The 21,047-nt window shown below is 65.7% G+C and carries 20 protein-coding genes; 6 read left to right on the top strand and 14 right to left on the bottom strand.

The annotated features are described in order from the left end of the window. Nucleotides 1-41 precede the first annotated feature (41 nt). The 7 genes from IAQ70_RS02930 to IAQ70_RS02900 all read right to left on the bottom strand — a co-directional run bounded on the left by IAQ70_RS02930 (nucleotide 42) and on the right by IAQ70_RS02900 (nucleotide 8,351). The gene (locus tag IAQ70_RS02930; RefSeq protein WP_190987813.1) at nucleotides 42-1,343 is read right to left on the bottom strand and encodes a Wadjet anti-phage system protein JetD domain-containing protein; all 1,302 of its coding nucleotides are present in this window, start codon (nucleotides 1,341-1,343) and stop codon (nucleotides 42-44) included. Next, nucleotides 1,336-4,749, bottom strand: coding sequence for an ATP-binding protein (locus IAQ70_RS02925; protein WP_190987812.1), 3,414 nt, complete (start codon nucleotides 4,747-4,749; stop codon nucleotides 1,336-1,338). The genes IAQ70_RS02930 and IAQ70_RS02925 overlap by 8 nt, the downstream gene beginning before the upstream one ends. Then, complete coding sequence (locus tag IAQ70_RS02920) at nucleotides 4,746-5,363, bottom strand: DUF4194 domain-containing protein (protein ID WP_190987811.1); 618 nt, start codon at nucleotides 5,361-5,363, stop codon at nucleotides 4,746-4,748. The genes IAQ70_RS02925 and IAQ70_RS02920 overlap by 4 nt, the downstream gene beginning before the upstream one ends. Continuing rightward, a complete protein-coding gene (locus tag IAQ70_RS02915) occupies nucleotides 5,360-6,802 on the bottom strand; it encodes a DUF3375 domain-containing protein (protein WP_190987810.1) in 1,443 nt (480 codons plus the stop codon). The genes IAQ70_RS02920 and IAQ70_RS02915 overlap by 4 nt, the downstream gene beginning before the upstream one ends. A 77-nt stretch (nucleotides 6,803-6,879) precedes the next feature. After that, a complete protein-coding gene (locus IAQ70_RS02910; RefSeq protein ID WP_190987809.1) occupies nucleotides 6,880-7,272 on the bottom strand; it encodes a type II toxin-antitoxin system VapC family toxin in 393 nt (130 codons plus the stop codon). Further along, nucleotides 7,269-7,535, bottom strand: coding sequence for a type II toxin-antitoxin system Phd/YefM family antitoxin (locus tag IAQ70_RS02905; RefSeq protein WP_190987808.1), 267 nt, complete (start codon nucleotides 7,533-7,535; stop codon nucleotides 7,269-7,271). The genes IAQ70_RS02910 and IAQ70_RS02905 overlap by 4 nt, the downstream gene beginning before the upstream one ends. A 48-nt stretch (nucleotides 7,536-7,583) precedes the next feature. After that, on the bottom strand, nucleotides 7,584-8,351 hold the full coding sequence (locus IAQ70_RS02900; RefSeq protein ID WP_190987807.1) for an alpha/beta fold hydrolase: 768 nt from the start codon (nucleotides 8,349-8,351) through the stop codon (nucleotides 7,584-7,586). 313 nt (nucleotides 8,352-8,664) lie between these two features. Between IAQ70_RS02900 and IAQ70_RS02895 the strand changes: the two genes are divergently transcribed. Next, complete coding sequence (locus IAQ70_RS02895) at nucleotides 8,665-8,868, top strand: cold-shock protein (protein ID WP_066274236.1); 204 nt, start codon at nucleotides 8,665-8,667, stop codon at nucleotides 8,866-8,868. A 112-nt stretch (nucleotides 8,869-8,980) separates the two neighbouring features. Here IAQ70_RS02895 and ctaD read toward each other — a convergent pair whose 3' ends face one another. Together ctaD and IAQ70_RS02885 are read right to left on the bottom strand one after the other, a co-directional pair. Next, nucleotides 8,981-10,726 (bottom strand): aa3-type cytochrome oxidase subunit I, encoded by a 1,746-nt coding sequence (gene ctaD / locus IAQ70_RS02890; protein ID WP_190987806.1) that lies wholly within the window; start codon nucleotides 10,724-10,726, stop codon nucleotides 8,981-8,983. Between the two features lie 148 nt (nucleotides 10,727-10,874). Further along, entirely contained in the window at nucleotides 10,875-11,609 is a 735-nt protein-coding gene (locus IAQ70_RS02885; protein WP_190987805.1) for a FadR/GntR family transcriptional regulator, read from the bottom strand. A gap of 190 nt (nucleotides 11,610-11,799) precedes the next feature. On the opposite strand from IAQ70_RS02885, the gene IAQ70_RS02880 reads away from it, so the two are divergent. After that, a complete protein-coding gene (locus IAQ70_RS02880) occupies nucleotides 11,800-12,336 on the top strand; it encodes a gluconokinase (protein ID WP_190987804.1) in 537 nt (178 codons plus the stop codon). Nucleotides 12,337-12,435: 99 nt separating this feature from the next. Beyond that, complete coding sequence (locus tag IAQ70_RS02875; RefSeq protein ID WP_190987803.1) at nucleotides 12,436-13,839, top strand: GntP family permease; 1,404 nt, start codon at nucleotides 12,436-12,438, stop codon at nucleotides 13,837-13,839. Nucleotides 13,840-13,868: 29 nt separating this feature from the next. Here the strand turns inward: IAQ70_RS02875 and IAQ70_RS02870 are convergent, their stop codons facing one another. Beyond that, entirely contained in the window at nucleotides 13,869-15,143 is a 1,275-nt protein-coding gene (locus IAQ70_RS02870; protein ID WP_190987802.1) for a flavin-containing monooxygenase, read from the bottom strand. A gap of 1 nt (nucleotide 15,144) precedes the next feature. Continuing rightward, on the bottom strand, nucleotides 15,145-15,546 hold the full coding sequence (locus tag IAQ70_RS02865; RefSeq protein WP_190987801.1) for a TfoX/Sxy family protein: 402 nt from the start codon (nucleotides 15,544-15,546) through the stop codon (nucleotides 15,145-15,147). Between the two features lie 199 nt (nucleotides 15,547-15,745). Here IAQ70_RS02865 and IAQ70_RS02860 point away from each other — a divergent pair, with 199 nt between their 5' ends. Continuing rightward, on the top strand, nucleotides 15,746-16,564 hold the full coding sequence (locus tag IAQ70_RS02860; RefSeq protein WP_190987800.1) for an SDR family NAD(P)-dependent oxidoreductase: 819 nt from the start codon (nucleotides 15,746-15,748) through the stop codon (nucleotides 16,562-16,564). 115 nt (nucleotides 16,565-16,679) lie between these two features. On the opposite strand, the gene IAQ70_RS02855 is transcribed toward IAQ70_RS02860, so the two are convergent. Both IAQ70_RS02855 and IAQ70_RS02850 read right to left on the bottom strand, forming a co-directional pair. Further along, nucleotides 16,680-17,309 carry an FMN-binding negative transcriptional regulator gene (locus IAQ70_RS02855; protein ID WP_190987799.1) on the bottom strand — a complete coding sequence of 210 codons (630 nt, stop codon included), beginning with the start codon at nucleotides 17,307-17,309 and terminating at the stop codon, nucleotides 16,680-16,682. A gap of 4 nt (nucleotides 17,310-17,313) precedes the next feature. After that, nucleotides 17,314-18,291: a DMT family transporter gene (locus IAQ70_RS02850; protein ID WP_190987798.1), complete on the bottom strand. Its 978-nt coding sequence runs from the start codon at nucleotides 18,289-18,291 to the stop codon at nucleotides 17,314-17,316. Between IAQ70_RS02850 and IAQ70_RS02845 the strand changes: the two genes are divergently transcribed. After that, entirely contained in the window at nucleotides 18,290-19,702 is a 1,413-nt protein-coding gene (locus IAQ70_RS02845; protein WP_190987797.1) for an aminotransferase-like domain-containing protein, read from the top strand. The two genes, IAQ70_RS02850 and IAQ70_RS02845, sit on opposite strands and share 2 nt — an antisense overlap. 16 nt (nucleotides 19,703-19,718) lie before the next feature. On the opposite strand, the gene IAQ70_RS02840 is transcribed toward IAQ70_RS02845, so the two are convergent. After that, on the bottom strand, nucleotides 19,719-20,270 hold the full coding sequence (locus IAQ70_RS02840; protein ID WP_190987796.1) for a dihydrofolate reductase family protein: 552 nt from the start codon (nucleotides 20,268-20,270) through the stop codon (nucleotides 19,719-19,721). 219 nt (nucleotides 20,271-20,489) lie between these two features. Between IAQ70_RS02840 and IAQ70_RS22575 the strand changes: the two genes are divergently transcribed. Continuing rightward, nucleotides 20,490-21,029: a hypothetical protein gene (locus IAQ70_RS22575; RefSeq protein ID WP_317983561.1), complete on the top strand. Its 540-nt coding sequence runs from the start codon at nucleotides 20,490-20,492 to the stop codon at nucleotides 21,027-21,029. Nucleotides 21,030-21,047: the final 18 nt, after the last annotated feature.

Raw genomic sequence — 21,047 nt, 5'->3', positions numbered from 1 at the left:
TGCAGAACCGGAATCGGCGCGGTGACACCAGGCAATGAGTGTCACCGCGCCGATTCCGTGTCCCCGAAACTGAGCCGTTCCAACGCCCAGTCCCAGCTGATCAGCTCCTGCTCCAGCCTGACAGCCGTCCCGAAGGCGTCGGTGCGGAGTCCTTCATAAAGTGCTGACTCCTCTGCCGTCAGCCGGCTGAGCGAGGCCTTCGACGGCGAAGGCTCCGTGACCCAGGCCTCGCGGTGGGCCAGCAGGGTGGCCTCGTCCATCAACACGCTCACCACGTGCGGGTGCACTGCGCGCAGCTGGTCCAGGATCCGGAACCCGTGAGTGTCCAGGTCTCCCCAATACAGGACCTCGCAGTCCCGCAGCCAGCCGGCGTCCCGCAGCGACGAGAACCCGTAGCCGGCGCCGTATATGGCCAGCGTGTCCGGGCGGTCGGGGAGGGCCAGGAAGTTGACCAGGTTTTCGGTGATGAGCACTGTTGTGATGGGCAGGCTCAGTGTGCTGAACGCGGCTGCGGTGACGGTGAGATCACGCGCCTGGCCGAGCAGCGGAATCTCCGGATCCAGCAGGCGGAACCGCACCAGTTCAGGCGGGTGCAGGAAGGCGTGCCGCGCGGCGAAACGCGCCGCCGGCGTCCGGGCGGGCGTCAGCCCCAGCATCGAACCGGGTTCTGCGGGTTCCGAGGGGAATTCGGCCAGGGGTTCAGCGGCTTCGTCCGCGTCGGGCCGGGACCGCAGCTCGGCGGCGAGCTCGCTGATCACAGCCCGGTGGCTCTCGACGAACTTGGTGTGCACGCCCGGAAGGCTCAACTGCCGGAGATAGATACGGGGCTCGGGATTGGCCTGCAGCCACAGTGCCACCCTGCCGGCGGTCAGCGCGTCCGTGCCCAGCTCCAGCAGCTTCAGCGGCCGCCGCAGCGCCCACTCCCGGAAGGCAGCATCCAAGCCGCAGAGTCCGTTCGCAAGCTCCACAAACCGGGCGGCGTCCTTTGCCTTGCCCACAAAAGCGATCTCATCTTCTACGGAGGCAAACACGGCCGCTGCCGGCAGCTGGTTCGCCCCCACCGTGGTGCGCCCCACCTCCGAGGTTTCCATACTGAACGGACCGGCGGCGCCCAACAGCTCGGCTGCCCACGCGCGGGCCTCAGCGAATTCCCGGAGGAGCGCCGCCGCCGTCGGACGCCTTAAAGGACGACGGCGGGGATACAGTCCGCCGGGGTCCAGCACCTCGCGCAGCAGCGATCCGCTGCCCCAGGCCTTCAGCGACTGCGCTCGCAGATCAGCCAGCGTGGTCCAGCCTTGGGCCTGGCCTGCCCGCGCACTGGCAGCCGCACGCGGTTCAGGCACGCCGGTCCCGCTCGTCGCGGTACTCCTGGATGGTCATGTTGCGCAGTTGGGAATCGTCGCCGTTGGTGTTGGCGACGAAGCCCACGTGGGAGACGAAGGGCTCGATGACGTGGATCTTCTGCAGGGGCGTCACGATCAGCAACTGCAGCTTCATCCGCTGGAACAGCTCCAGGCCGTACCGGGCGGACTCGTCCGAGCCGCGGCCGAACGCCTCATCGATCACCACAAACCGGAAGCTGCGCCCGCTGCCGGCGTTCTTGCCTGTACCTTTGCCACCTTTGCCGGATGCCAGTCCGAACTGGAACGCCAGTGCGGCGGCGAGAATGGTGTAGGCAAGCTTCTCCTTCTGCCCGCCTGACTTGCCGCCCGAGTCAGTGAAGTGTTCAAATTCCTCGCCGGTTTCGGTCCATTTCTCCGAGGCGGAAAACGTGAACCAGTTCCGGACATCAGTGACTTTTGCGGTCCAGCGTTCGTCGAGCGTGGTGTAGCCGTCCCGGCCCCGGAACCGCTCGATCAGGCGCGCCACCTGCAGGTACTTCTGTTCGGAGTACTGGTCATCGTCACCGATGCTGCCTTCCGAACATGCGCGGAGGTCCATGCCGAACTGGCGCACGTCCAGGTCGCCGCTGTTCTGGTGCTCCAGCTGGATGTGCCGGCCGGCGTTGTATTCAATCCCGGCAAGCGACAGGTTTATTTCGCCGATCCGGTTGACGATGTCCTGCCGCCGGCTGTCCAGGAACGCATTGAACGCCACCACTTCATGGATGGTGTTCTGGTTCAGCGAGTCCTTGAAGTGGGCCTCGAATCGCGGAAGATCGTTGCCGACCAGTTGCTCCAGCAGATTGCCGAAGTCCGGGGCGGCCTCAAGGGCGGCGTCGATCTCCGTGGTCTCGTTCGGGTATTTGTTCCGGAATTCTGCCATCAGCCGGACGGTCTTCTCGGCGGCCCGGGCTATCTGCTTGGACAGCGCGTCGATGGTGTCGGTCAGCCCTGACCTGACTGCACTCTCGATGGTGCCGGTGTTCTTGTAGGTGAGCGGCCTGCCGCCGAGTTCCGCGGCGGCGAGCTTGGCGACGGCGCTCAGCACGCCGCCGTCGTCCGTCAACGGGGTCTCCATCAGAACGGCGCGGCAGTCCTCGATCGCCTCGGCGATGTCCTTCGAGGCGCCGTCGTTGGAGCCGATCCGGCGCTGGACGTCATCAGCCCGCGTCTGCAGGCGCTCCAGCTTTCCGGTGAGCTCGGTTTCCTTCGCCGTCAGCTGCCGCAGCACGTCGCTGGTGGACTCCAACTGGGCCTTCTCAGCCTTAAGCTCCTCGATGCGCCGTGCGGTGAGCTGCCAACTGAGTTCACCGAAGTCGGATACCGCCCCAATGGTGCCGAGTTGCTGGTTTTGCCGGCCGATGGCGCCCAGGGATTCGGTGACACGCTTCAACTGGCCGGCCACCACGCTGAGCTGGCCCTGGACCTCGTCCTGTTCGGCCCGGAAGCGGCTGATCTTGTCCATGTTGTCCCACCCCAGGACATAGTTCCGCCGGTCAGAAATTTCCTGCCGATCATCCTTCTCATGCCGGCCGCGGCCGCCCTTGAGCTGGCCGTTGGCGGTGAGGGCCTTGGAACGGCGCCGGAAATCGTCGAGGCTGTCACAGCAAAAATAGTCGAAGCGGCTGTTGAGCTCATCCAGCAGGAAATTGCGGAACGGCGTGCCCTGCTTGATGGCGATCTTTGCCGCCAGGGTGCCCGCGTCGGCCGACTTGGGGGCGTACGATTCGCCGATCTTCAGGTACACCAGCCGTCCTCGCAGATTGTTGCCGTCCACCCAGCCGCTGACCGCTGCGTAGTGTTCCGACGGCACCAGGAGGGACAACGCGAAGCCGCGCAGTGTGCGCTCGGCGGCGCCTTCCCACGTTGCTTCGCCGTCGCGGACGCGCAGCAGCTCCCCGGCGTACGGCAGCTCAGACTCGGAGATGCCGGTGGCGTCGCAGAGCCGACGGCGGAGCTCCACCTGGGGGCGCGGCAGCAGGTTGGGGCGTGCCTGAAGGCTGGTTAGCTCGGCCGCGATGTCCCCGGCGCGGCCGGTGAGCACCGTGCGCGTCATGGTCAGTTCGGTGCGGCTGTCCTGGACCTCGTTGGCGCTTGCGACGAGTTCCTTTTCGACGTCGGCCAGCCGGGCCCGATTGGCATCGAACTGGACGCGGTCTGCGGGGGCCGGAAGGCCAAGGTCCGCGGCAGCTTCGGCATACTTTTCGAAGCGCACCCGTTGTGCCCGGGACTCCTCGCCCAGCCGTGCGGCCTCTGCCTCGATGGCGGCCAGCCGGCCGCCGCCGTTGGTGCGAATGTCTTCCTTGACGGCGGCCAGGTCGAGCCGGAGCTGGGTGATTTCGGTGGCCAGCTTTTCGCTGTCCTCCTGCAGCCGCAGTCCCGTCTTCTGCAGTTCCGTCTGGTGCTCGAGGCTCAGCTGCAGCTTCTGGTCCGTGAACCACGGGTGGAGCTGGTCGCGCTGCTGGCGGGCCAGCTCATCATCCCGGCTCAGGGCGGCGTGCTGGGCAGCGCCCTCTGTGATAGGTGTGAGCAGGGCGATCTGGTCCTTGGCGCGAAGGACGGCGTCGTGGGCTTTTTTCAGGTCGTCAAAGTGGTGGATGAGGTTGCCGATCCGGGCTTCGACGTCGTCCTCCTCAAGCATGTTGGTGCGCACAAAGCTGGTGATGTTCTCCACCTGCTTCATGGACACCGTGCGGTGGAAGAGCTCCATGGCCTGATTGCCGCTGATGCCGAACTGCCGCTTAAACGCCGCCGCGTAGGGCTCGAAGGTTTCATGGACGGACGCGCCGGCGGCCTTGAGTTGCTTCTTCAGCTTCGCCGGATCCTGGCCGAAGTTGGCGAAGTCTCCGGCGACGGACTGCTCGCCTTCCATCAGCGAGTAGAAGCGGTTGGGCTGGCCAGCTTCCTGCATGGCCCAGAGGGTGATGGCCAGCGTGACCGACTTGCCCAGGACTGCGTTGTGGAAGACACCCAGGACCACCGTGAGCTTGCCCGTGCCGCGCAGCGCCACGGGTTTGGAATATTCGCCGCCGGCGCTGCGGGTGCTCTTGTGGAAGCCCCGCACATAAGACATCAGGGTGCGTTCCTTCTTTTGCGCGCCTGCGGCCTTGTTGTATTCGATCCTGTTGGCCGGCAAGAGGAGCGTCGTGATGGCATCCACCACCGTGGACTTTCCGGAACCGATATCACCGGTCAGCAGACTGTTGGAACCGTCCAGCCGGAACGTGCGCACTTCCTGGTGGAACGTGCCCCAATTGAGCAGTTCCAGACGATGCAGCCGGAAGCCCGGGGGAGTGCCGGCGTCGTCTGCTTTTTCATCCAGGCTGAACAGCATCTCCTGCTGGTCAGCGGTGGTCTCGGTGCTCATGCGCGGTCCTTATCTGTGCTGCCGGTGCCGGCGAGCGAGGCACGGTAATCGGCCAGCCGCGCCTCAAATTCCTCCAGCCACTGGGCGTCCACGTAGGCCTTCAGAATGCGCGCCACTTCGTAGGTCCCCACCTGGCCGCGCAGTTTCCGAAGAAAGCCCAGCTCCACCACTTTCTTGATGTTCGTGCCGAGCTGATCAAGGATCCGCGCCTGGTTGGTGGACTCCGGCAGGAAGACAGAGACCATGTCCGCGATGTCCTGCTCCGTCATGATGAGCCGCAGTTCGCTGCTGTTGGTGTCGAACTCCAGCATCCTGCCGCGCAGCAGCGCCAGGAGGAGGCTGACGTTGAACGTCAACGGGCGGCGTGGGATCAGCCGCGGCAGCGTGCCGTCGGGATCCTCGCGCGATTTCAGGAAGGCGTAACCCTCGGATTCGTCCAGGATCAGGTCAAGGCCCAGAACAGCCACGTAGTCGCGGACATGCGAGGCCAGACCCAGCAGCGACTGCCAGGCTTTTTCGTCCGACTCGGCGTACACCACTCCTTTAAACAGCCTGGTCACAACGCCCGGAAGTTCCTCGGGAGTGTGTGTTTCGGGTGCATCGGTGGGGGTCATGCGGGCCTCACGAAGATGATTTGTTCGACGGTGGCTTCCCGGATGCCGCTGTCCGGGAGCTGCCAGGACAATTGCTGTGACTCGTCCGGGCTGATGGAGGCCCAGTCCGATTCAGTGGCGAGCTGATAATAGGCCACGATCTCGGCCAGTCCCTGGGTGATGGGGTGGGCTGCCGCCACCTCGCCCAAGGTTGCCTGCTCGGCGCCGGCCAGGACGTCGTCGATGTGGGATTTCAGCCGTTCCGCGTCCACGTGGAACTGGCTGAACAGGGCGCCCGCGTCCACGTCGGCATCGTTTGCCGCCACCACCACATCGTCCACCATGATCCGCCGGCTCGGTTCGTACAGCGGCCGTTCGAAGGGGAGCGCCACGTCGACGGTCTGTGCCGCGATCTCCATGAAGACGCCCGACGGCGGCGCCTCCCGAGTGCCGAGCGCGCCGGATTCGATGCTCCTGATGAGCTGCATGATGCGCTTGTTCTCAAGGAAAACCTTGTCATCCAGGAGCCGGCGCATCTGCTGCGAGAGCTGGCGGACAGTGGCCTGGGTTTGCTCGACGGCGGGCAGCCAGTCCTGGTGCAGGTTGGTTACGGCGTGCAGGTTGTCGAGCTTGGCAAGGGCCTCGATCCGGGTGGCCCGCTGGAGCAGGTCCCGGAGCTCGGTGCTTAGCTGCGGGGACATCAGGTAATCCCAGAATCCCTGGAAGGTGCGCCCCTGGAGGGAACCGCTGATGTCCTGCTGATTGGCGAAGATGCTCGCCAGGAGCTCACCCTGCGTCCCGTCCCAGGTGGCGATCTGCTCACGGACCTGCCGGTCCAGTTTCCGGAAGTTCTGCTCCACCTCCCGGAAATCAGAGAGCAGGTCCTTGGCCAGAGTGGTCAGCTGCTGGAAGTGGTCCAAGGCTTCCGGGGCAGTCATCACTTTGATGTTGCCGTCGCGGATGCGCTGCATCTCGGCGTCGATCCCGGCCCTCTGGCGCTGGAGCTCGGCCAGCCTGATTTCCGGATCGGTTTCTGACTGCTGGACCAAGGCCTTCAGGACGGCGAAAATACTGGTCAGGCGGGACTGTGTGGCCACAAAGTCCCGCCCGCTCAGACTCTCCACCCAGCGGACCACGTCCTCGGCGGCAGCCGTGAGGTCGTAGCGGGGCTCGTCCTGGCCTGGCACGTAATACTTCCGCAGCCAGGCCCGTTCCGGGGCGGCCCACTCGTCGAGGTACTCGCCGGCCGGACGCGGGAACCTGTCCTCGCCGAAGACTTCACGGAGGCCGAAGAGCACGTCATCAAGGTGGTCGATGAGCTCCTGCCGACCGATGTCCCGCTGATTGGGGCCGGTGAAGGCCCTGACGAAGAAACTTACGGCCAGAGGTGCGTTCTGAGCGCGGAGAAGGGACCAGCCTGCGTGGTTCTCACGCAGTGCGTTGATGGCGTAGAAGTCCATGGCGGTGGCGTCCTCGGGGCGGGTGCGGTTGTTCCTAAGCTACACGGGACCAACGACAAATTCCGGGGCCGGAAGACTCAGCCGTTGGGGGACGCGACGTTGAGGCCAGAGTCGACTGCGGCAGCCAGGAGTTCTGCGTCGTAAGCCACTATGAGGTCGGACTGCAGACGGATGGCGGCGGCCAGGTGAATGGCATCGGCGCTGCGTAGTCTGCCGGGCAGCGCCGCTGCATACATCAGGTCTGAGCGGACAACATCAAGGAGATTGATGCCTGCCAGGACCGAGTTCACGAGCTCTCCGGGAAACCCCCGTCGGTGAGCAGCACAGTGAAGCTCCGTATACAGCAGCATCGAAGCCACCAAATGATGGCCTTGAGCGGTGGCGGCTGAGAGGTACTCAGCTGCGCTGACGGATTCCTTTTCCTCCACTACGAGTTTGAGGACTGCCGACGTGTCCAGGTAGATGATCACCGGTCTCCGCGCAGGTCAGCCAGGATTTCCGCGGTGCTCGCTTCGGACCTGATGCGCGGCAGAGACAGGAAATCGATGGGCCCGGTGACGGCTGGCCGGACCTGGCCAGCCAGCAAAAGCCGTTCGAAAGGAGACGCCGAGGGTGGGATGAGCGTGGCAGCGACTTCGCCGTTGTTTGTCACGTCGATGGTCTCGCCCTTTTTGACGCGCTCCAGAATCTTGCTGCTCTGATTGCGCAGCTCCCGGTGTGGAATGGTTGTCATGACTGCCTCCGTAGCAATCGTAGCAATGATTGCTGGCTTGCGGCAGACTCAACTTCCGGAGCTCTCGGCCTGACCCCAGTGCCGCCTAAGCATCCCCGCCAACCGTTCCGGTTCGATCCGGTGCGGCGGGTCAAAATGGTGGCATCTCGGGAACACTTCGAGGTGGAAGTCCGGGAAGAACACGCGCGAGAGCCTGGTGGCGATGTCGCCGAAGTCGTCGGGATTGCTGTGGCCGCCGAGGGCGAAGAAGACAGGCCGGCTGAAAGCAGCCAAGAGCCCTCTCTCCAGGTCATAGGTCTCGAAGGTCCGCAGGAACGCCTTGATGCCAGCCGGCCGGTTGACCATCCACGAAGGCAGGGGATCCGGCGGCGGCGGAATCACGACGTCGGGCCTGACTCCCAGCCTCGCGAAGGCGGGCAGGAACTGCTCCTGGGGGAGTTGTTCCAGCTGCTCGTACTTCTTCCGGACCTCCGCGTATGCAGGGCTCCAGTCCCACTTGCCGGCCCAGGCGGGCTCCAGCAGAGCCAGGCTGAGCAGCCTGTCGGGGTGTTTTGCCGCGAAGGCCAGCGCCGCCGCGCCACCAGCTGAATAGCCTGCCAAGTGAAACCGCTCCCACCCCCGGGCATCGGCTTCGCGGAGCACGCCGTCGATCTCTGTGTCCAGGCTCCAGTCCGCTGGCAACCCGTCCTCCGCGTAGAGCTCGAGATCCTTGGCGACCGCCTGGACCTCTGCCCCGAGGGCTGTGATGAGTTCGCCGTACGCGGCAGAAGCGGGGAGGCCGGCCCCCGGCAGAAGAATGGCCCGAATCGGTCCCATGAAAGAACGCTACGCCTCGGTGCCGGCCGCCTCAACCGCCGATTTATCCGGGCGACGCCAGCCTCAGCTGCGGGCCCCCCGGGCGACGCCAGCCTCAGCTGCGGGCCCCCCGGGCGGCTGTTGGTTGCTGTTGGTAAATAACGCCCGAAAACTCCTGTACTGTTGATCCTGTTGTTGTGTTTATGCAGTTGGTAGTTCAGGCAGTACGCGCGGTCGAAAGTCCGCGTTCTTCTGAAGTAGCGGTTTTGAACACCCCACACCGGAGGACCCGAAAGTCGGGACTTTTCCTCCACCTTCACGAAGGACAAAAATAATGGCTACTGGTACCGTCAAATGGTTTAACGCTGAAAAGGGCTTCGGCTTCATTTCCCCCGATGACTCCTCACAGGACGTTTTCGCACACTACTCTGCGATCGCTTCCTCCGGCTTCCGCTCACTCGAAGAGAACCAGAAGGTCTCCTTCGAAACCGAGCAGGGCCCCAAGGGTCCCCAGGCCGTAAACATCCAGTCCCTCTAATTCCTTAGAGATTCTGGGGCCTTAGGGTTTCATATTTCAAAGCAGGGCCGGTCATTCTGACCGGCCCTGCTTTCGTTAACCCACCTGTGTTTGTGCGTCTCCGCGACCCTGCTCACTCATCCGGGTTTGGACTGCGGACGTCCTTGTCGCCGATATCGGCCGCGCCCAGGGCGGCGGCTGCGGGACTGTGGGTGGTTTCGTGCTCGCGGACGCGGAGCTCCGGGTGGTGCAGGTCCAAGGCCGGACGTTCCGAACGGATCCGGGGCAGCGAGGTGAAGTTGTGCCGCGGCGGCGGGCACGAGGTGGCCCACTCCAGCGAGGCGCCGAAGCCCCACGGGTCATCCACCTCAACCTTTTCATGGCTGCGCCAGGTGATGTAGACGTTCCAGAAGAACGGGATCAGTGAAGCACCGAGCAGGTACGAGGAAATAGTCGAGAACTGGTTCATCCACATGAAGTTGTCCTCCACCAGGTAGTCGGCGTACCGCCGGGGCATGCCCACGACGCCCAGCCAGTGCTGGATGAGGAACGTTCCGTGGAAGCCCAGGAACAGCATCCAGAAGTGGATCTTGCCGAGGCGCTCGTTGAGCATCTTGCCCGTCCACTTCGGCCACCAGAAGTAGAAGCCGGCGAACATCGCGAACACCACGGTGCCGAAGACCACGTAGTGGAAGTGAGCCACCACGAAATAGGAATCCGAGACGTGGAAGTCCAGCGGCGGCGAGGCCAGTATGATGCCAGTCAGCCCACCGAAGAGGAACGTGATGAGGAAGCCGATGCTCCACAGCATCGGGGTTTCGAACGTCAGGGACCCCCGCCACATGGTGCCGATCCAGTTGAAGAACTTCACGCCGGTGGGCACCGCGATGAGCATGGTCATGAAGGCGAAGAACGGCAGCAGCACCGAACCGGTGACGTACATGTGGTGCGCCCACACGGTCACGGACAGGGCGGCGATGGCGATGGTGGCGTAGACCAGGCCCTTGTAGCCGAAGATCGGCTTGCGGCTGAAGACCGGGAAGATCTCCGACACGATGCCGAAGAACGGCAGCGCAATGATGTAGACCTCGGGGTGGCCAAAGAACCAGAACAGGTGCTGAAAGAGAATGGCGCCGCCGTTTTCCGGGTCATAGATGTGGGCCCCGAAGCGGCGGTCCGCGCCGACGCCAAACAGGGCCGCAGCCAGCGGCGGAAACGCCATGATGACCAGCACGGAAGTGATAAAAGCGTTCCAGGTGAAGATCGGCATGCGCCACATGGTCATGCCCGGCGCACGCATGCAGATGATGGTCGTGATGAAGTTGACCGCACCCAGGATGGTGCCGAAACCGGACAGCGCCAGGCCGAAGACCCACAGGTCCCCGCCGATTCCGGGGGTGAAGGTGGTGTTGTTCAATGGTGCGTACGCTGTCCAACCAAACGCCGCCGCGCCCTGGGGGGTGATGAACCCGGACACGGCGATGGTGGAGCCGAAGAGGAAGAACCAGAACGCCAGCGCGTTCAGCCGCGGGAACGCGACGTCAGGCGCGCCGATCTGCAGCGGCATGATCACGTTGGTGAAGCCCGCGAACAGCGGGGTGGCGAACATCAGCAGCATCACGGTGCCGTGCATCGTGAACAGCTGGTTGTACTGCTCCTTGGTCTGCAGGATCTGCATGCCGGGCTCGAACAGCTCGGCACGGATCAGCAGCGCCATCACGCCGCCCAGGCAGAAGAACACAAACGACGCGATCAGGTACATGTACCCGATGATCTTGTGGTCGGTGGAGGTGATCCATCTGACCACCATGTTGCCTTTGCGCCGAGGTACTACCTCAGGGGCTGCGGTCCCTATTCTTGATTGTCCGGTGATGGCCATCTTTCACCTTCCAGATACTTCTGCCCGGCACTGGTGGGCCCGTTACATGAGCCCCTAATTGCAGGCTACTCAGGAAACAGGGGTGCGGGAAGAGGGAGGTTCCGACGAGCTCAACCAGCGGACCGGACAGGCTCAGCCAGAGGGACGGCTAGGACAGGCCCATCGCGGTCCGGACTTCGTTCAGGATGCGGTGGACGGCGGTCTCCGCCATCACAGCGTCACCGCGGGCCACGGCCGCGGCAACATCCTCGTGCGCCTGCAGGGCTTCGTTCCGCGGCTTGAACGGCATCAGCCCCTGCTGGGTCCGGCTGGTCAGCACCTCGGCCACCATGCTTTCCAGTGTGCTGAACATTTCGTTGCCGCAGCTGTGGAGCAGCAGGCGGTGGAACTCAATGTCAACCGCCAGGAACGCCTCGAGGTCGCCGGCCTCGCCCAGCCCCCGCAGCTCGGCTGCGAGGCCGACCAGCTTGGCGCGTTCTGCGGCGCTCGCCCTGCGGGCAGCACCGGCCGCCGCTATGGGTTCGACGGCGATGCGCAGCTCCGTGAGGCTGCTGTACTGGAGTTCGCGCCGATCTGAGGCGAGGCGCCAGCGCACCAGCTTGGGATCAAAGACGTTCCACAGGTTGGGCTCCTGCACCACGATGCCCACCCGCCGCCGCGAATACACCAGGTTCATGGACTCGAGGACTTTCATGGTGTCCCGTGCCACCGTGCGGGAAATCCGGTAGTCGTGCTGGAGGCCCTCCAGCGTGAGCCTGCTTCCCGGGGGAAGCTTCCCGGACGCGATGGCGACGCCGACCGCCTCGAGAACGCGTTCATGCATCGCGGGGGAGGCCCCGCCGTCGTCCGCGGTATCCGCGCCCTGTACTGTCGCCGTCGACATTGTTCCTGCCTCTCCTGCGCCGGAGCGCACTTACAGGATACCCAAACCCAGCCAAAGGTATGACTTGTGACACTCAAAGATAGTATCTGTGGCTTGAAATGGTGATACCTTATCTCCCGGCGCAGTTCCTTAGTGAGCTGCCCACGAGGTTTCTTCACTTAGCCAATGGCGTCTTCTTCGGAGGTAGAACATGCAGCATCCACCCACGCACCTGGTGGTGATGGGCGTAGCCGGTTCCGGCAAGTCCACCATCGCAGCGGCCCTTTCGCAGCAGCTCGGCTGGGCCTGTGCCGAGGCCGACGAGTTCCACCCGCAGTCCAACATCAGCAAGATGTCCCGGGGCATTCCCCTGCAGGACGGGGACCGCTGGCCCTGGCTGCAGGAGATCCAGGGCTGGATGACAGCCAAGGCCGCCGCCGGCAAGAGCACCGTGCTCACCTGCTCCGCGCTCAAGCAGAGCTACCGTCAGCTCCTTTCCGAAGCGGACGGCCGGGTGCTGTTCATCCACCTCGACGGCGGGGCGGACCTGATCAGCCAGCGCATGCAGGGCCGCGAAGGCCACTTTATGCCGCCCACCCTCCTGCCCAGCCAGCTGGCCACCCTGGAACCACTGACCGACGGCGAACTCGCGGCCGGCAGCCTCCGCCTGGACATCTCGCTGCCGCCTGAGAAGATCGTGGCCGCCGTGATTGCCGCACTCAAAGTTCAAGCCGAACCGGCTCGCTGAGCCGGCACAGTGACCCGGCTCGCTGAACCGGCCCGCTGGACCGGCTCGCTGAGCCCCCCGCTTTCCGTAATCCCTAAGTTTTTGTTTCAAAGGAGAACCATGACCATCGACGGATGGACCCAGACGATGGGCGCAGGACCCCTGCTGCTCATCGCAGCCGCGGCAATCGCCGTCCTGCTGATCCTGATCATCAGGCTGCGCATGCATGCGCTCCTTGCGCTAATCGTGGTCAGCCTCGCGACGGCCTTTGCCACCGGAATTCCCGCCAGCAAGGTGGTGCCGGTGCTGGTCCACGGATTCGGCGACACCCTCGGAACCGTGGCCCTGCTCGTCGGCCTGGGCGCCATGCTGGGCCGCATTGTGGAAACCAGCGGCGGCGCGAAGGTCCTGGCGGATTACATGATCGGCGTCTTCGGGGAGAAGCGTGCACCGTTCGCGCTTGGCCTGGCCTCGCTGATTTTCGGCTTCCCCATCTTCTTCGACGCCGGCCTGGTGGTCATGCTCCCCGTGGTCTTCGCGGTCGCCCACCGCCTGGGCGGGGGAGTCCTCCGCTATGGCCTGCCGGCTGCGGGCGCGTTCTCCGTGATGCACATCTACCTGCCGCCGCACCCGGGACCGGTCTCCGCCGCCGCGTTCTTCGACGCGAACATCGGCCTGGTCATGATTGCCGGCCTGCTGACGGCCATTCCTACGTGGTACATCACCGCTTACCTGTTCGGCCTGTGGACCGGCAAGAAGCTCGAACTCCCGGTTCCGGAACTGCTGGGGCACGCCACCGCCGAAGCCGAGTCCCACCCGCCGCGGTTCCGCACCATCATCGGGCTGCTGCTCCTGCCGCTGGCACTGATCTTCATCAACACGGGCCTGAACACGCTGGCGTCTGCCGGAGTGCTGTCCGACGCCGTCAAGAACGAGCAGTGGTTCCAGGTGCTGCGCACCCTCGGTGAAACTCCGGTGGCTCTGCTCATCACTGTTTTTGTGGCGATGTATGTCCTCGGCGCCCGGCGCGGAATCCACAACGGCGTCCTGGAAAACCTGCTCGAATCTTCGCTGGGCCCGGTTTGTTCCGTTATCCTCATCACCGGTGCGGGCGGCATGTTCGGCGGCGTGCTCCGCGCCTCGGGCATCGGCGCCGCGCTGGCGGACGTGCTGGGCAACATGGGCATCCCGCTCATCCTGGCAGCCTTCCTGATTTCGTCCATCCTGCGTATCGCCCAGGGCTCTGCCACCGTGGCCCTGACCACCACCGCCGGCCTGATCGCCCCGGCCGTGGCGGCCGCGGGGCTGACCGGCATGCAGGTGGCCGCCATGGTCATCGCGGCGGCCGCCGGCTCCGTGGTGGTATCGCACGTGAACGACGCCGGCTTCTGGATGGTCGGCCGGTTCTTCGGCATGGACGTCAAGACCACGCTGAAGACCTGGACCGTCATGGAGACGCTCATCGGCGTTATGGGCTTCGCCATCGCGGCCGCGATCTTCGGGCTCGCCGGTATAGCCGGTTAGCGGGGTAGCGCCGGGACAGCGGGCCGACCTCAGCCCTGAGCCCGGCCGTCGGCGATATGCTCCGCAATGAACTCGGCGTCCGGGCCCACCCCCGGAAGGGCTGCCGAAAAATGCCGGGTGAGCCAGGGTAGCCCGACGGCGTATAGCCCCGGCACCTCGGTGACGCCGCGGGTGTGGCGCGGATAATTCCACTCATCCAGCACGGGCATGTCCAGAATGCTGTTGTCCAGCCTGTACCCGGTGGCCCAGATGACCGACGTAACGTTCTCGGCCTCCAGGCTGAGGCGGGAGCCTGACGTACTGGGCAGCCAGGCGTCCGGCGGCGGAGCTTCGGGCTCTGGCGCGTTGATGCCGGCTGCCGCGATGTAGGCGTCCGCCATGAGCTTGAGCCGCTGCCCGAATCCGGCCTCCACCATCGCCAGCCGCTGGGGGAGGTCATCGGTGAAGACGAGATCGCCGTCGTCGGCTGCCTCCAGGTGACCGTGCAGCCGGACGCCCCGGCGTCCCAGATCCCGCAGGTGGATGCCGTGGCCGCCGTCGTTCCCCGAGAGCAGCGGGTTGCACGCGAAGCGTGCGGCGGGCGAGGGGAGGTGGTCCACCATGAGGCCGTTGATGCCATGCTCCGGGCCGTGCAGGTTGACCTGCAGGATCCAGTGGAACACATCCTGGCCACGGTACCGCCGCGGCGCTTCCGGGCACATCGCAACGGACAAATGCACCTCTCGGCCGGCGGCCAGCAGGTCCTCGGTGATCTGCCCGCCCGACTGGCCCGTCCCCACCACCAGGACGGCGCCGGCGGGCAGTTGCTGCGGATTGCGGTAGTCGTGGCTGTGCAACTGAAGGACATGCTGCGGGATCGTCCGGGCAGCGGCAGGGACGCGGGGTTCCTGGAAGGCGCCGTTTGCCAGCACCACGTGCCGGGCAGACCATGTGCCCTGATTTGACTCCACGGTAAGGCGGTCCCCGTCCCGGGCGACCCGTGTGACTTCTGTTTCCAGCTGGACGGGTGCGGCAACCCGTCCCGCATAGTTCCGGAAGAATTCGACGGCGGCGTCCCGGGAGATGAAACCGTCCGGGTCGTGCCCTTCGTAGGGCGAGCCGGGAAGGCTGAGGGCGAAGTTGGGCGTGTTCAGGTAAAACGAATCCCACCGATCCAGCCAGGCGCCGCCCAGCGTGCTTCGCCGCTCCAGCAGCACATGCTCCGCGCCGTGGTGTGTGAGCCAGTAACTCATGACCAGGCCGGCCTGGCCGGCGCCGATCACCAGCGTGTCCACCTCGCCGGATGTGCCTCTGCCGGGGGACATGCTACTTCCTGGTGGCCTTGGGTGCCGCGGCCTTCGACGCTGCAGCTTTGGGTGCCTTCGGCGGGAGCGCCGACACGTGGGCGTACGCCTTCTCCGTCCAGGCCCGTGCCCGGGCGTCGTCGCCGTCACCTTCGGCGTTCCACATTTCCGGAAGTCCCGTGTAGCCGCCCATCGGCCGCTCCGGCGGGCCGAACGGGACGGTCCGTTCGGTGCCCTCAAGTTCCTGCTTGTCCGCGTCGGCGAGCTTGACGCCGATGGTGGGGCCGAACAAGCCGGCGAACATGTTGCCGTTGACGAAGGCGCCGAGGTTGCCGAACATCGGCTTGATGGTCACGTCCGGGTGGTCCGGCACCACGGTACGGAACCGCTCCTTGTCCTCATCTGAGGCCTTAGGCATTTCCACGGGTGTCCACTTCCTATGACAGAGTTTCCTGAGGATCTGACTGCAGAATATGCCCGCGGGGGCGGCGGGTACAGGGTCGGATTGCCCGGGCGGCTCGGCCCAGTGCGGGGCCGCCGGGGAACACTGGCCGCTCCGCCGTCGTTGTGCCAGAGGCAGCGTGTTCCACCCGAGCGCACCACCCCCAACCAAAGGACACCCCTTGACTCCTCGCACCATTGTGATCACCGGCGCCAGCGACGGCATCGGCGCGGCAGCCGCACGGACACTGGCCGCGGCAGGGGACCGGGTGGTCGTCGTCGGGCGTTCCGCGGAGAAGACGCGCGCACTCGCCAAGGAGCTCGACGCCGACTACTTCGTGAGCGACTTCGCCGAACTGGACCAGGTCCGCACGCTCGCCGCGCAGCTGCGGGACGACTATGAACGGATCGACGTCCTGGCCAACAACGCCGGCGGCATCAGGGGCAAACACCAGCTCACCGTGGACGGCAACGAATCCACGTTCCAAATCAACCACCTGGCGCCGTTCCTGCTCACCACCGAGCTCATGGACGTCCTCATCGCCAGCAAGGCCAAGGTCATCAACACCTCAAGCGGCGCCAACAACTTCGGCAAAATCGACCTCTTCGACCTCAACGCCGAGCACAGCTACTCCACCAACCGCGCCTACGGCACGGCGAAACTGGCCAACATCCTCTTCACCAGCGAGCTGCACCGCCGCTTCGGCGAGCAGGGAATTACGACGGCGGCGTTCCACCCAGGCGTGGTCCGCACCAACTTCGCGGCGGACTCCACCACCCCGTGGCGGCATGCCTACAAGACGCTGCTCAACCGCTTCATGCTCACCCCGGACCAGGGCGCCGACACCCTCCTCTGGCTCATCAACGGCACCGCCGGCACCGACTGGGTCTCCGGCGCCTACTACGCCAAACGCGCCCTCGCCAAAGCCAACGCCCAGGCCTACGACGCGGAACTGGCGCAGGGTTTGTGGGAGGCCAGCGAGGCGCTCGTCGCACGCTGAGTTCTGCCGGTGCCGGTTCAGGATCCCAACTAGGTAGCAGCAGATGTCGTTTTGAGGGCTCATAACGACATCTGCTGCTACCTAGTTGGGCGCGGTGTATTAGGTGGGCCGGGACCTAAGCCTTGGCAGGCCGGGCTTGGCTGACGTCGGCCGCGCTCTCCGACTGACCCTGCGCACGGAGCCCGGCTACGACACCGTCGATGTCGGCGTCGGGGCGGTTCTGGCTGAGCTTGGCCTTGGCCTCGATCCGCGTGATGACCAGTTCAAGCCCCACGATGGCCCGCAGCTGCCCTGAGATGTAGCGCTCCGGTGCATCGTCCACGCTCCAGGGGTGGTCGAAGCCGGCCTCGTTGATGCCGGACAGCCGCCTGACTTGGCCACCGAGCCATTCCGGATCGTCGTGGACCACGAGCTTTCCGTAGACATGGGCCGTCGAGTAGTTCCACGTGGGCACTACCCGCCCGTGCTCGGCCTTCGACGCGTACCAGGACGGCGAGACATAAGCGTCCGCACCCTGGATGATCATGAGCGCTTCCCCGATTGCCGGTTCAGACCACTGCTGGTTGTTCCGGGCGACGTGCGTCTGCAGGGCGCCGTGTTCGCCCACCGACGGGGTGAAGACGAACGGCAGCAGCGTGGCCAGCAGGCCCTTCGAGGTCATGGTGACCAGATTGGCTGCACCCGGCCGGGTGAGGAGGCCCTGGACGGCGTCCGGGCCGGCTTCGAAATGGGCTGGAACGTACATGGTGCTAGTCCTTTACAGTCTGGAGCGATGGGGTGGCGGTTACTTCGGCAGGTTGAGCCGCCGCCGGCCTGAGCCTGACCCGGACGGCGGCGCCGGCACACAGGATCACGGCGACGCCGCCGACGATGGTGGTCCAGGTCAGGGCCTCGCCGAGCAGGAGGCCCGCCCAGCAGATGCTCAGCACCGGCTGGACGAGCTGGATCTGGCTGACCTGCGCCATGGGTCCGATGGCCAGGCCGCGGTACCAGGCGAAGAAGCCCAGGAACATGCTGATCACACCGAGGTAGGCGAACGCCGCCCACTGGGCCGGGCTGGCCGACGGCGGCTGCTGCGCCACGGAAACCGCGGCGAGGAACACCATCAGCGGCGAGGCCAGGACCAGGGCCCAGGACACGGTCTGCCAGGCGCCGAGCTCGCGGGCCAGCAGTCCGCCTTCCGCGTAGCCGATGGCCGCGGCCACAACCGCGCCGAGGAGCAGCACGTCCGCCCGGTGCAGCTGCCCGAAACCGCCGGATTGCATGGATGCGAAGCCGATGGCTGCCAGCGCTCCCACGCCGGTGATGAGCCAGAACGCCGTCGGGGGACGTTCGCGCCCGCGGAGGACTGCCGCCGTCGCGGTCGCGGCCGGGAGCAGCGCGATCACCACCGCGCCGTGGCTGGCCGGGGTGGCGGTGAGCGCGAAGGAGGTGAGGAGGGGAAAGCCGACGACGACGCCGCCCGCCACGAGTGCCAGCCGGCCCCACTGCGAACCACGGGGGAGTCGCTGCCGGGTGAGTGCCAAGGCCGCGGCAGCGAGGATGGCGGCCACCACCGCCCGGCCGGACCCGATGAACAAAGGCGAGAGTCCAGCCACCGCGATCTTGGTGAACGGCACGGTGAATGAAAAGGCCGCTACTCCGACGAGGCCCCACCACAGGCCTGCAGCGGAACGGGACGATACCACTGGCCGAAAAAGGATAGTAGCGCTACTGTTATCTCTCATGAACAACGATAGCAGCTCGCGGATCGTGGTGCATCTGAAAAAGTTGATCGCAGCCGCGGCGCCCGGTGCCAAGCTGCCGTCCACACGGTCGCTCGTGGCCGAATACCAGGCCAGTCCCGTCACGGTGCAAAAGGCCCTGCAGACCCTCACAGCGCAGGGCCTCATTGAAAGCCGGCCCGGCGTCGGGACGTTCGTGGGGGCTGTCCGGTCTGCCCGCCCGTCCGACTACGGCTGGCAGACTTCCGCCCTGCGGTCACCGCAGGCACCCCTTCCGTCCGCTTCCGGCACCATGCGCGACGTGCCGAATGACGCCATCGCCTTCCATTCCGGTTACCCGGCCCGCGAACTCCTGCCCGAGCGGCTGGTGCGCGCCGCCCTCACGCGCGCCGCCCGCGGCGACGCCGCCCTGTTCCGCGCGGCGGCCGCGGGCCTGCCGGAACTGCAGTCCTGGTTCGCCCACGAACTCGGTGCCTCCGCGCCGGCGGGGACCGCACCGCCGAACCCGAGCGACGTCGTCGTACTTCCCGGCAGCCAAAGCGGCCTCAGCTCCATCTTCACCGCGCTCGCCGGCAGCGGGCGGCCGCTCCTGATGGAATCGCCCACTTACTGGGGCGCCATCCTGGCCGCGGCGCAGGCGGGTGTGCAGGTTGTCCCGGTGCCCAGCGGTCCCGAAGGTCCCGACCCGGTGGAACTGGCCCGGGCGTTCGACGAAACCGGCGCCCGGCTCTTCTACGCGCAGCCCAACTACGCGAACCCCACCGGCGCCCAATGGTCGGCGGAACGCGCCGAGGAGGTCCTGGACGTGGTGCGCGCTAAGGGCGCTTTCCTTGTGGAGGACGACTGGGCCCACGACTTCGGCATTACCTCCAACCCGATGCCCCTGGCCTCCCGGGACGACTCCGGCCATGTGGTCTACCTGCGCTCGCTGACCAAGAGCGTCTCGCCCTCCATCCGGATCGCAGCGGTGATCGCGCGCGGACCCGCCCGGGAGCGCATCCTGGCGGACCGGGCGGCGGAGTCGATGTACGTCAGCGGGCTGCTCCAGGCGGCAGCGCTCGACGTCGTGACGCAGCCCGCGTGGCAGACGCACCTTCGCGGCCTCCGCCACCAGCTCCAGTCCCGCCGCGATCTCCTGGTCACCAGCCTGCGCGAACACGTTCCGCAGGCCCACCTCGAACAGATTCCCAAGGGAGGGCTGAACCTCTGGGCTCGGCTGCCGGACGGGACGGACCTGGACAGGCTGGCCCGCGACTGCGAGACCGCCGGGGTGATCATTGCCGCGGGGCGGGAATGGTTCCCCGCCGAGCCGGCTGGCCCGTTCATCCGGCTCAACTACTCGGGCACGAATCCGGGCGCCTTCCCCGAGGGCGCCCGGATTATCGGCCGGATGCTGGAGCGGAACGGGGGCTGATCGCCAGGCCGGCGCCCTATTCGCCGAGCAGGCTGTAGGTGCTGACCACGTTGCCCTTGGCGGTGCGGTACTGGTCCGTCAGGCTGAGCCGGGTGGTGGGGTCGCCGGCTTCGAACAGGCGACGGCCGCTGCCTGCCACCACCGGGTGGGTCATGAGGGTCAGCTCGTCCAGCAGTCCGGCGAACAGCAGTTGGCGCACCACCGAGATGCTGCCCATGACGGCGATCTCGCCGCCGTCGCTCTCTTTCAGGCCGGTCACGAATTCCTCCAGCGGACCCTCGATCACGTGCGAGTTCTGCCACTCCAGCGGTTCCTTGAGCGTCCGGGAGGCCACAAACTTGTCCACGGAGTTGATGAAGCCGGCGAAATCCTGATCGGCGGACGCGGTGGGCCAGTAACCTGCCCACTCCTGGTAGCTCACCCGTCCCAACACGACGGTATCCACCCGCTCCATTACACCGGTGAGGCCCTTGCCCAGATCGTCATCGAAGCTGTCGAACTGCCAGAGATTCGGATCTGACACCACACCGTCAACGGAGTGGAACAGGCCGGACGTGACTTTACGCATGAGGACCTCCAAGGGTTCTGGCTGCAGTGCAGGCCGGCGGACGCGCCGGACAAGTCCACGGTATTCTGCAGCCCGCCAATGGGGAAGGGCGTCAAAGGGCGGCTGGTCAAGTTATGTTCGTCACCACTGCCTGCGTGTTGCGCGAATCCACGGCCCTGCAGGCTCATACTTGTCTCTATGCGGCCTTGCGCTGCGCCCCGGCCAGGCAGGAGGAAGTGCGTGGAAACCCTGAAAAAAATCGTGAGCAACCAGTATTTTCCGGCGGCGGCTGTGCTGACGGTCGTGGTGCTGTTCTGGACCATCGCCATGTTTGGCGGCCTCTCCCTCCTGCACAACAATCAGCCGCCCATGGCCACCCTGACCTGGATGCTGTTTGTCTACGGCGCGGCAGTCCTGACCCCGCTGGCAGGCATCATCGCCGCCGCAGACCTGGTCCGACGCTGGCGCCGCAACCGCCAGTACGCGCAGGACGAATTGGCCGACTATGAATGGGCCAACGACGAACTGTCGCCGGACGAGGTCGCCGAAACCGAACTGGCGGACCAGGAAGGGTCGCCAGACGAGGTCGCCGAAACCGAACTGGCGCAGGACCCGCAGGCCACCCCCGAAGCACCCGAGAAGGCCGCCCCTGAGACTCCAGGGCAGTCCGCTCCGGAAGCCCCCGGACAGTCCACCCCAACGACGCAGCAGGTTCAGTACCGCCCGGCCACGCACCAGCCCGCCAAAAAGCAGACCAATCAGCGCAAGACCGCCGCGTAGCGGCCAGAGGGCCGTCCC

This window comes from Pseudarthrobacter sulfonivorans (genome assembly GCF_014712225.1).
GTDB lineage: Bacteria > Actinomycetota > Actinomycetes > Actinomycetales > Micrococcaceae > Arthrobacter > Arthrobacter sulfonivorans.
The sequence above is the reverse complement of the archived record's forward strand: the minus strand, read 5'-3'. Positions and strand labels throughout refer to the sequence as shown.

Coding starts and splice junctions, on each gene's coding strand:
- IAQ70_RS02915 (WP_190987810.1), bottom strand. CDS start 6,802: ATGGACTTCTACGCCATCAACGCACTGCGTGAGAACCACGCAGGCTGG.
- IAQ70_RS02880 (WP_190987804.1), top strand. CDS start 11,800: ATGCAGCATCCACCCACGCACCTGGTGGTGATGGGCGTAGCCGGTTCC.
- IAQ70_RS02920 (WP_190987811.1), bottom strand. CDS start 5,363: ATGACCCCCACCGATGCACCCGAAACACACACTCCCGAGGAACTTCCG.
- IAQ70_RS02855 (WP_190987799.1), bottom strand. CDS start 17,309: ATGTACGTTCCAGCCCATTTCGAAGCCGGCCCGGACGCCGTCCAGGGC.
- IAQ70_RS02900 (WP_190987807.1), bottom strand. CDS start 8,351: ATGGGACCGATTCGGGCCATTCTTCTGCCGGGGGCCGGCCTCCCCGCT.
- ctaD (WP_190987806.1), bottom strand. CDS start 10,726: ATGGCCATCACCGGACAATCAAGAATAGGGACCGCAGCCCCTGAGGTA.
- IAQ70_RS02875 (WP_190987803.1), top strand. CDS start 12,436: ATGACCATCGACGGATGGACCCAGACGATGGGCGCAGGACCCCTGCTG.
- IAQ70_RS02905 (WP_190987808.1), bottom strand. CDS start 7,535: ATGACAACCATTCCACACCGGGAGCTGCGCAATCAGAGCAGCAAGATT.
- IAQ70_RS02925 (WP_190987812.1), bottom strand. CDS start 4,749: ATGAGCACCGAGACCACCGCTGACCAGCAGGAGATGCTGTTCAGCCTG.
- IAQ70_RS02845 (WP_190987797.1), top strand. CDS start 18,290: ATGAACAACGATAGCAGCTCGCGGATCGTGGTGCATCTGAAAAAGTTG.
- IAQ70_RS02840 (WP_190987796.1), bottom strand. CDS start 20,270: ATGCGTAAAGTCACGTCCGGCCTGTTCCACTCCGTTGACGGTGTGGTG.
- IAQ70_RS02895 (WP_066274236.1), top strand. CDS start 8,665: ATGGCTACTGGTACCGTCAAATGGTTTAACGCTGAAAAGGGCTTCGGC.
- IAQ70_RS02885 (WP_190987805.1), bottom strand. CDS start 11,609: ATGTCGACGGCGACAGTACAGGGCGCGGATACCGCGGACGACGGCGGG.
- IAQ70_RS02870 (WP_190987802.1), bottom strand. CDS start 15,143: ATGTCCCCCGGCAGAGGCACATCCGGCGAGGTGGACACGCTGGTGATC.
- IAQ70_RS02850 (WP_190987798.1), bottom strand. CDS start 18,291: ATGAGAGATAACAGTAGCGCTACTATCCTTTTTCGGCCAGTGGTATCG.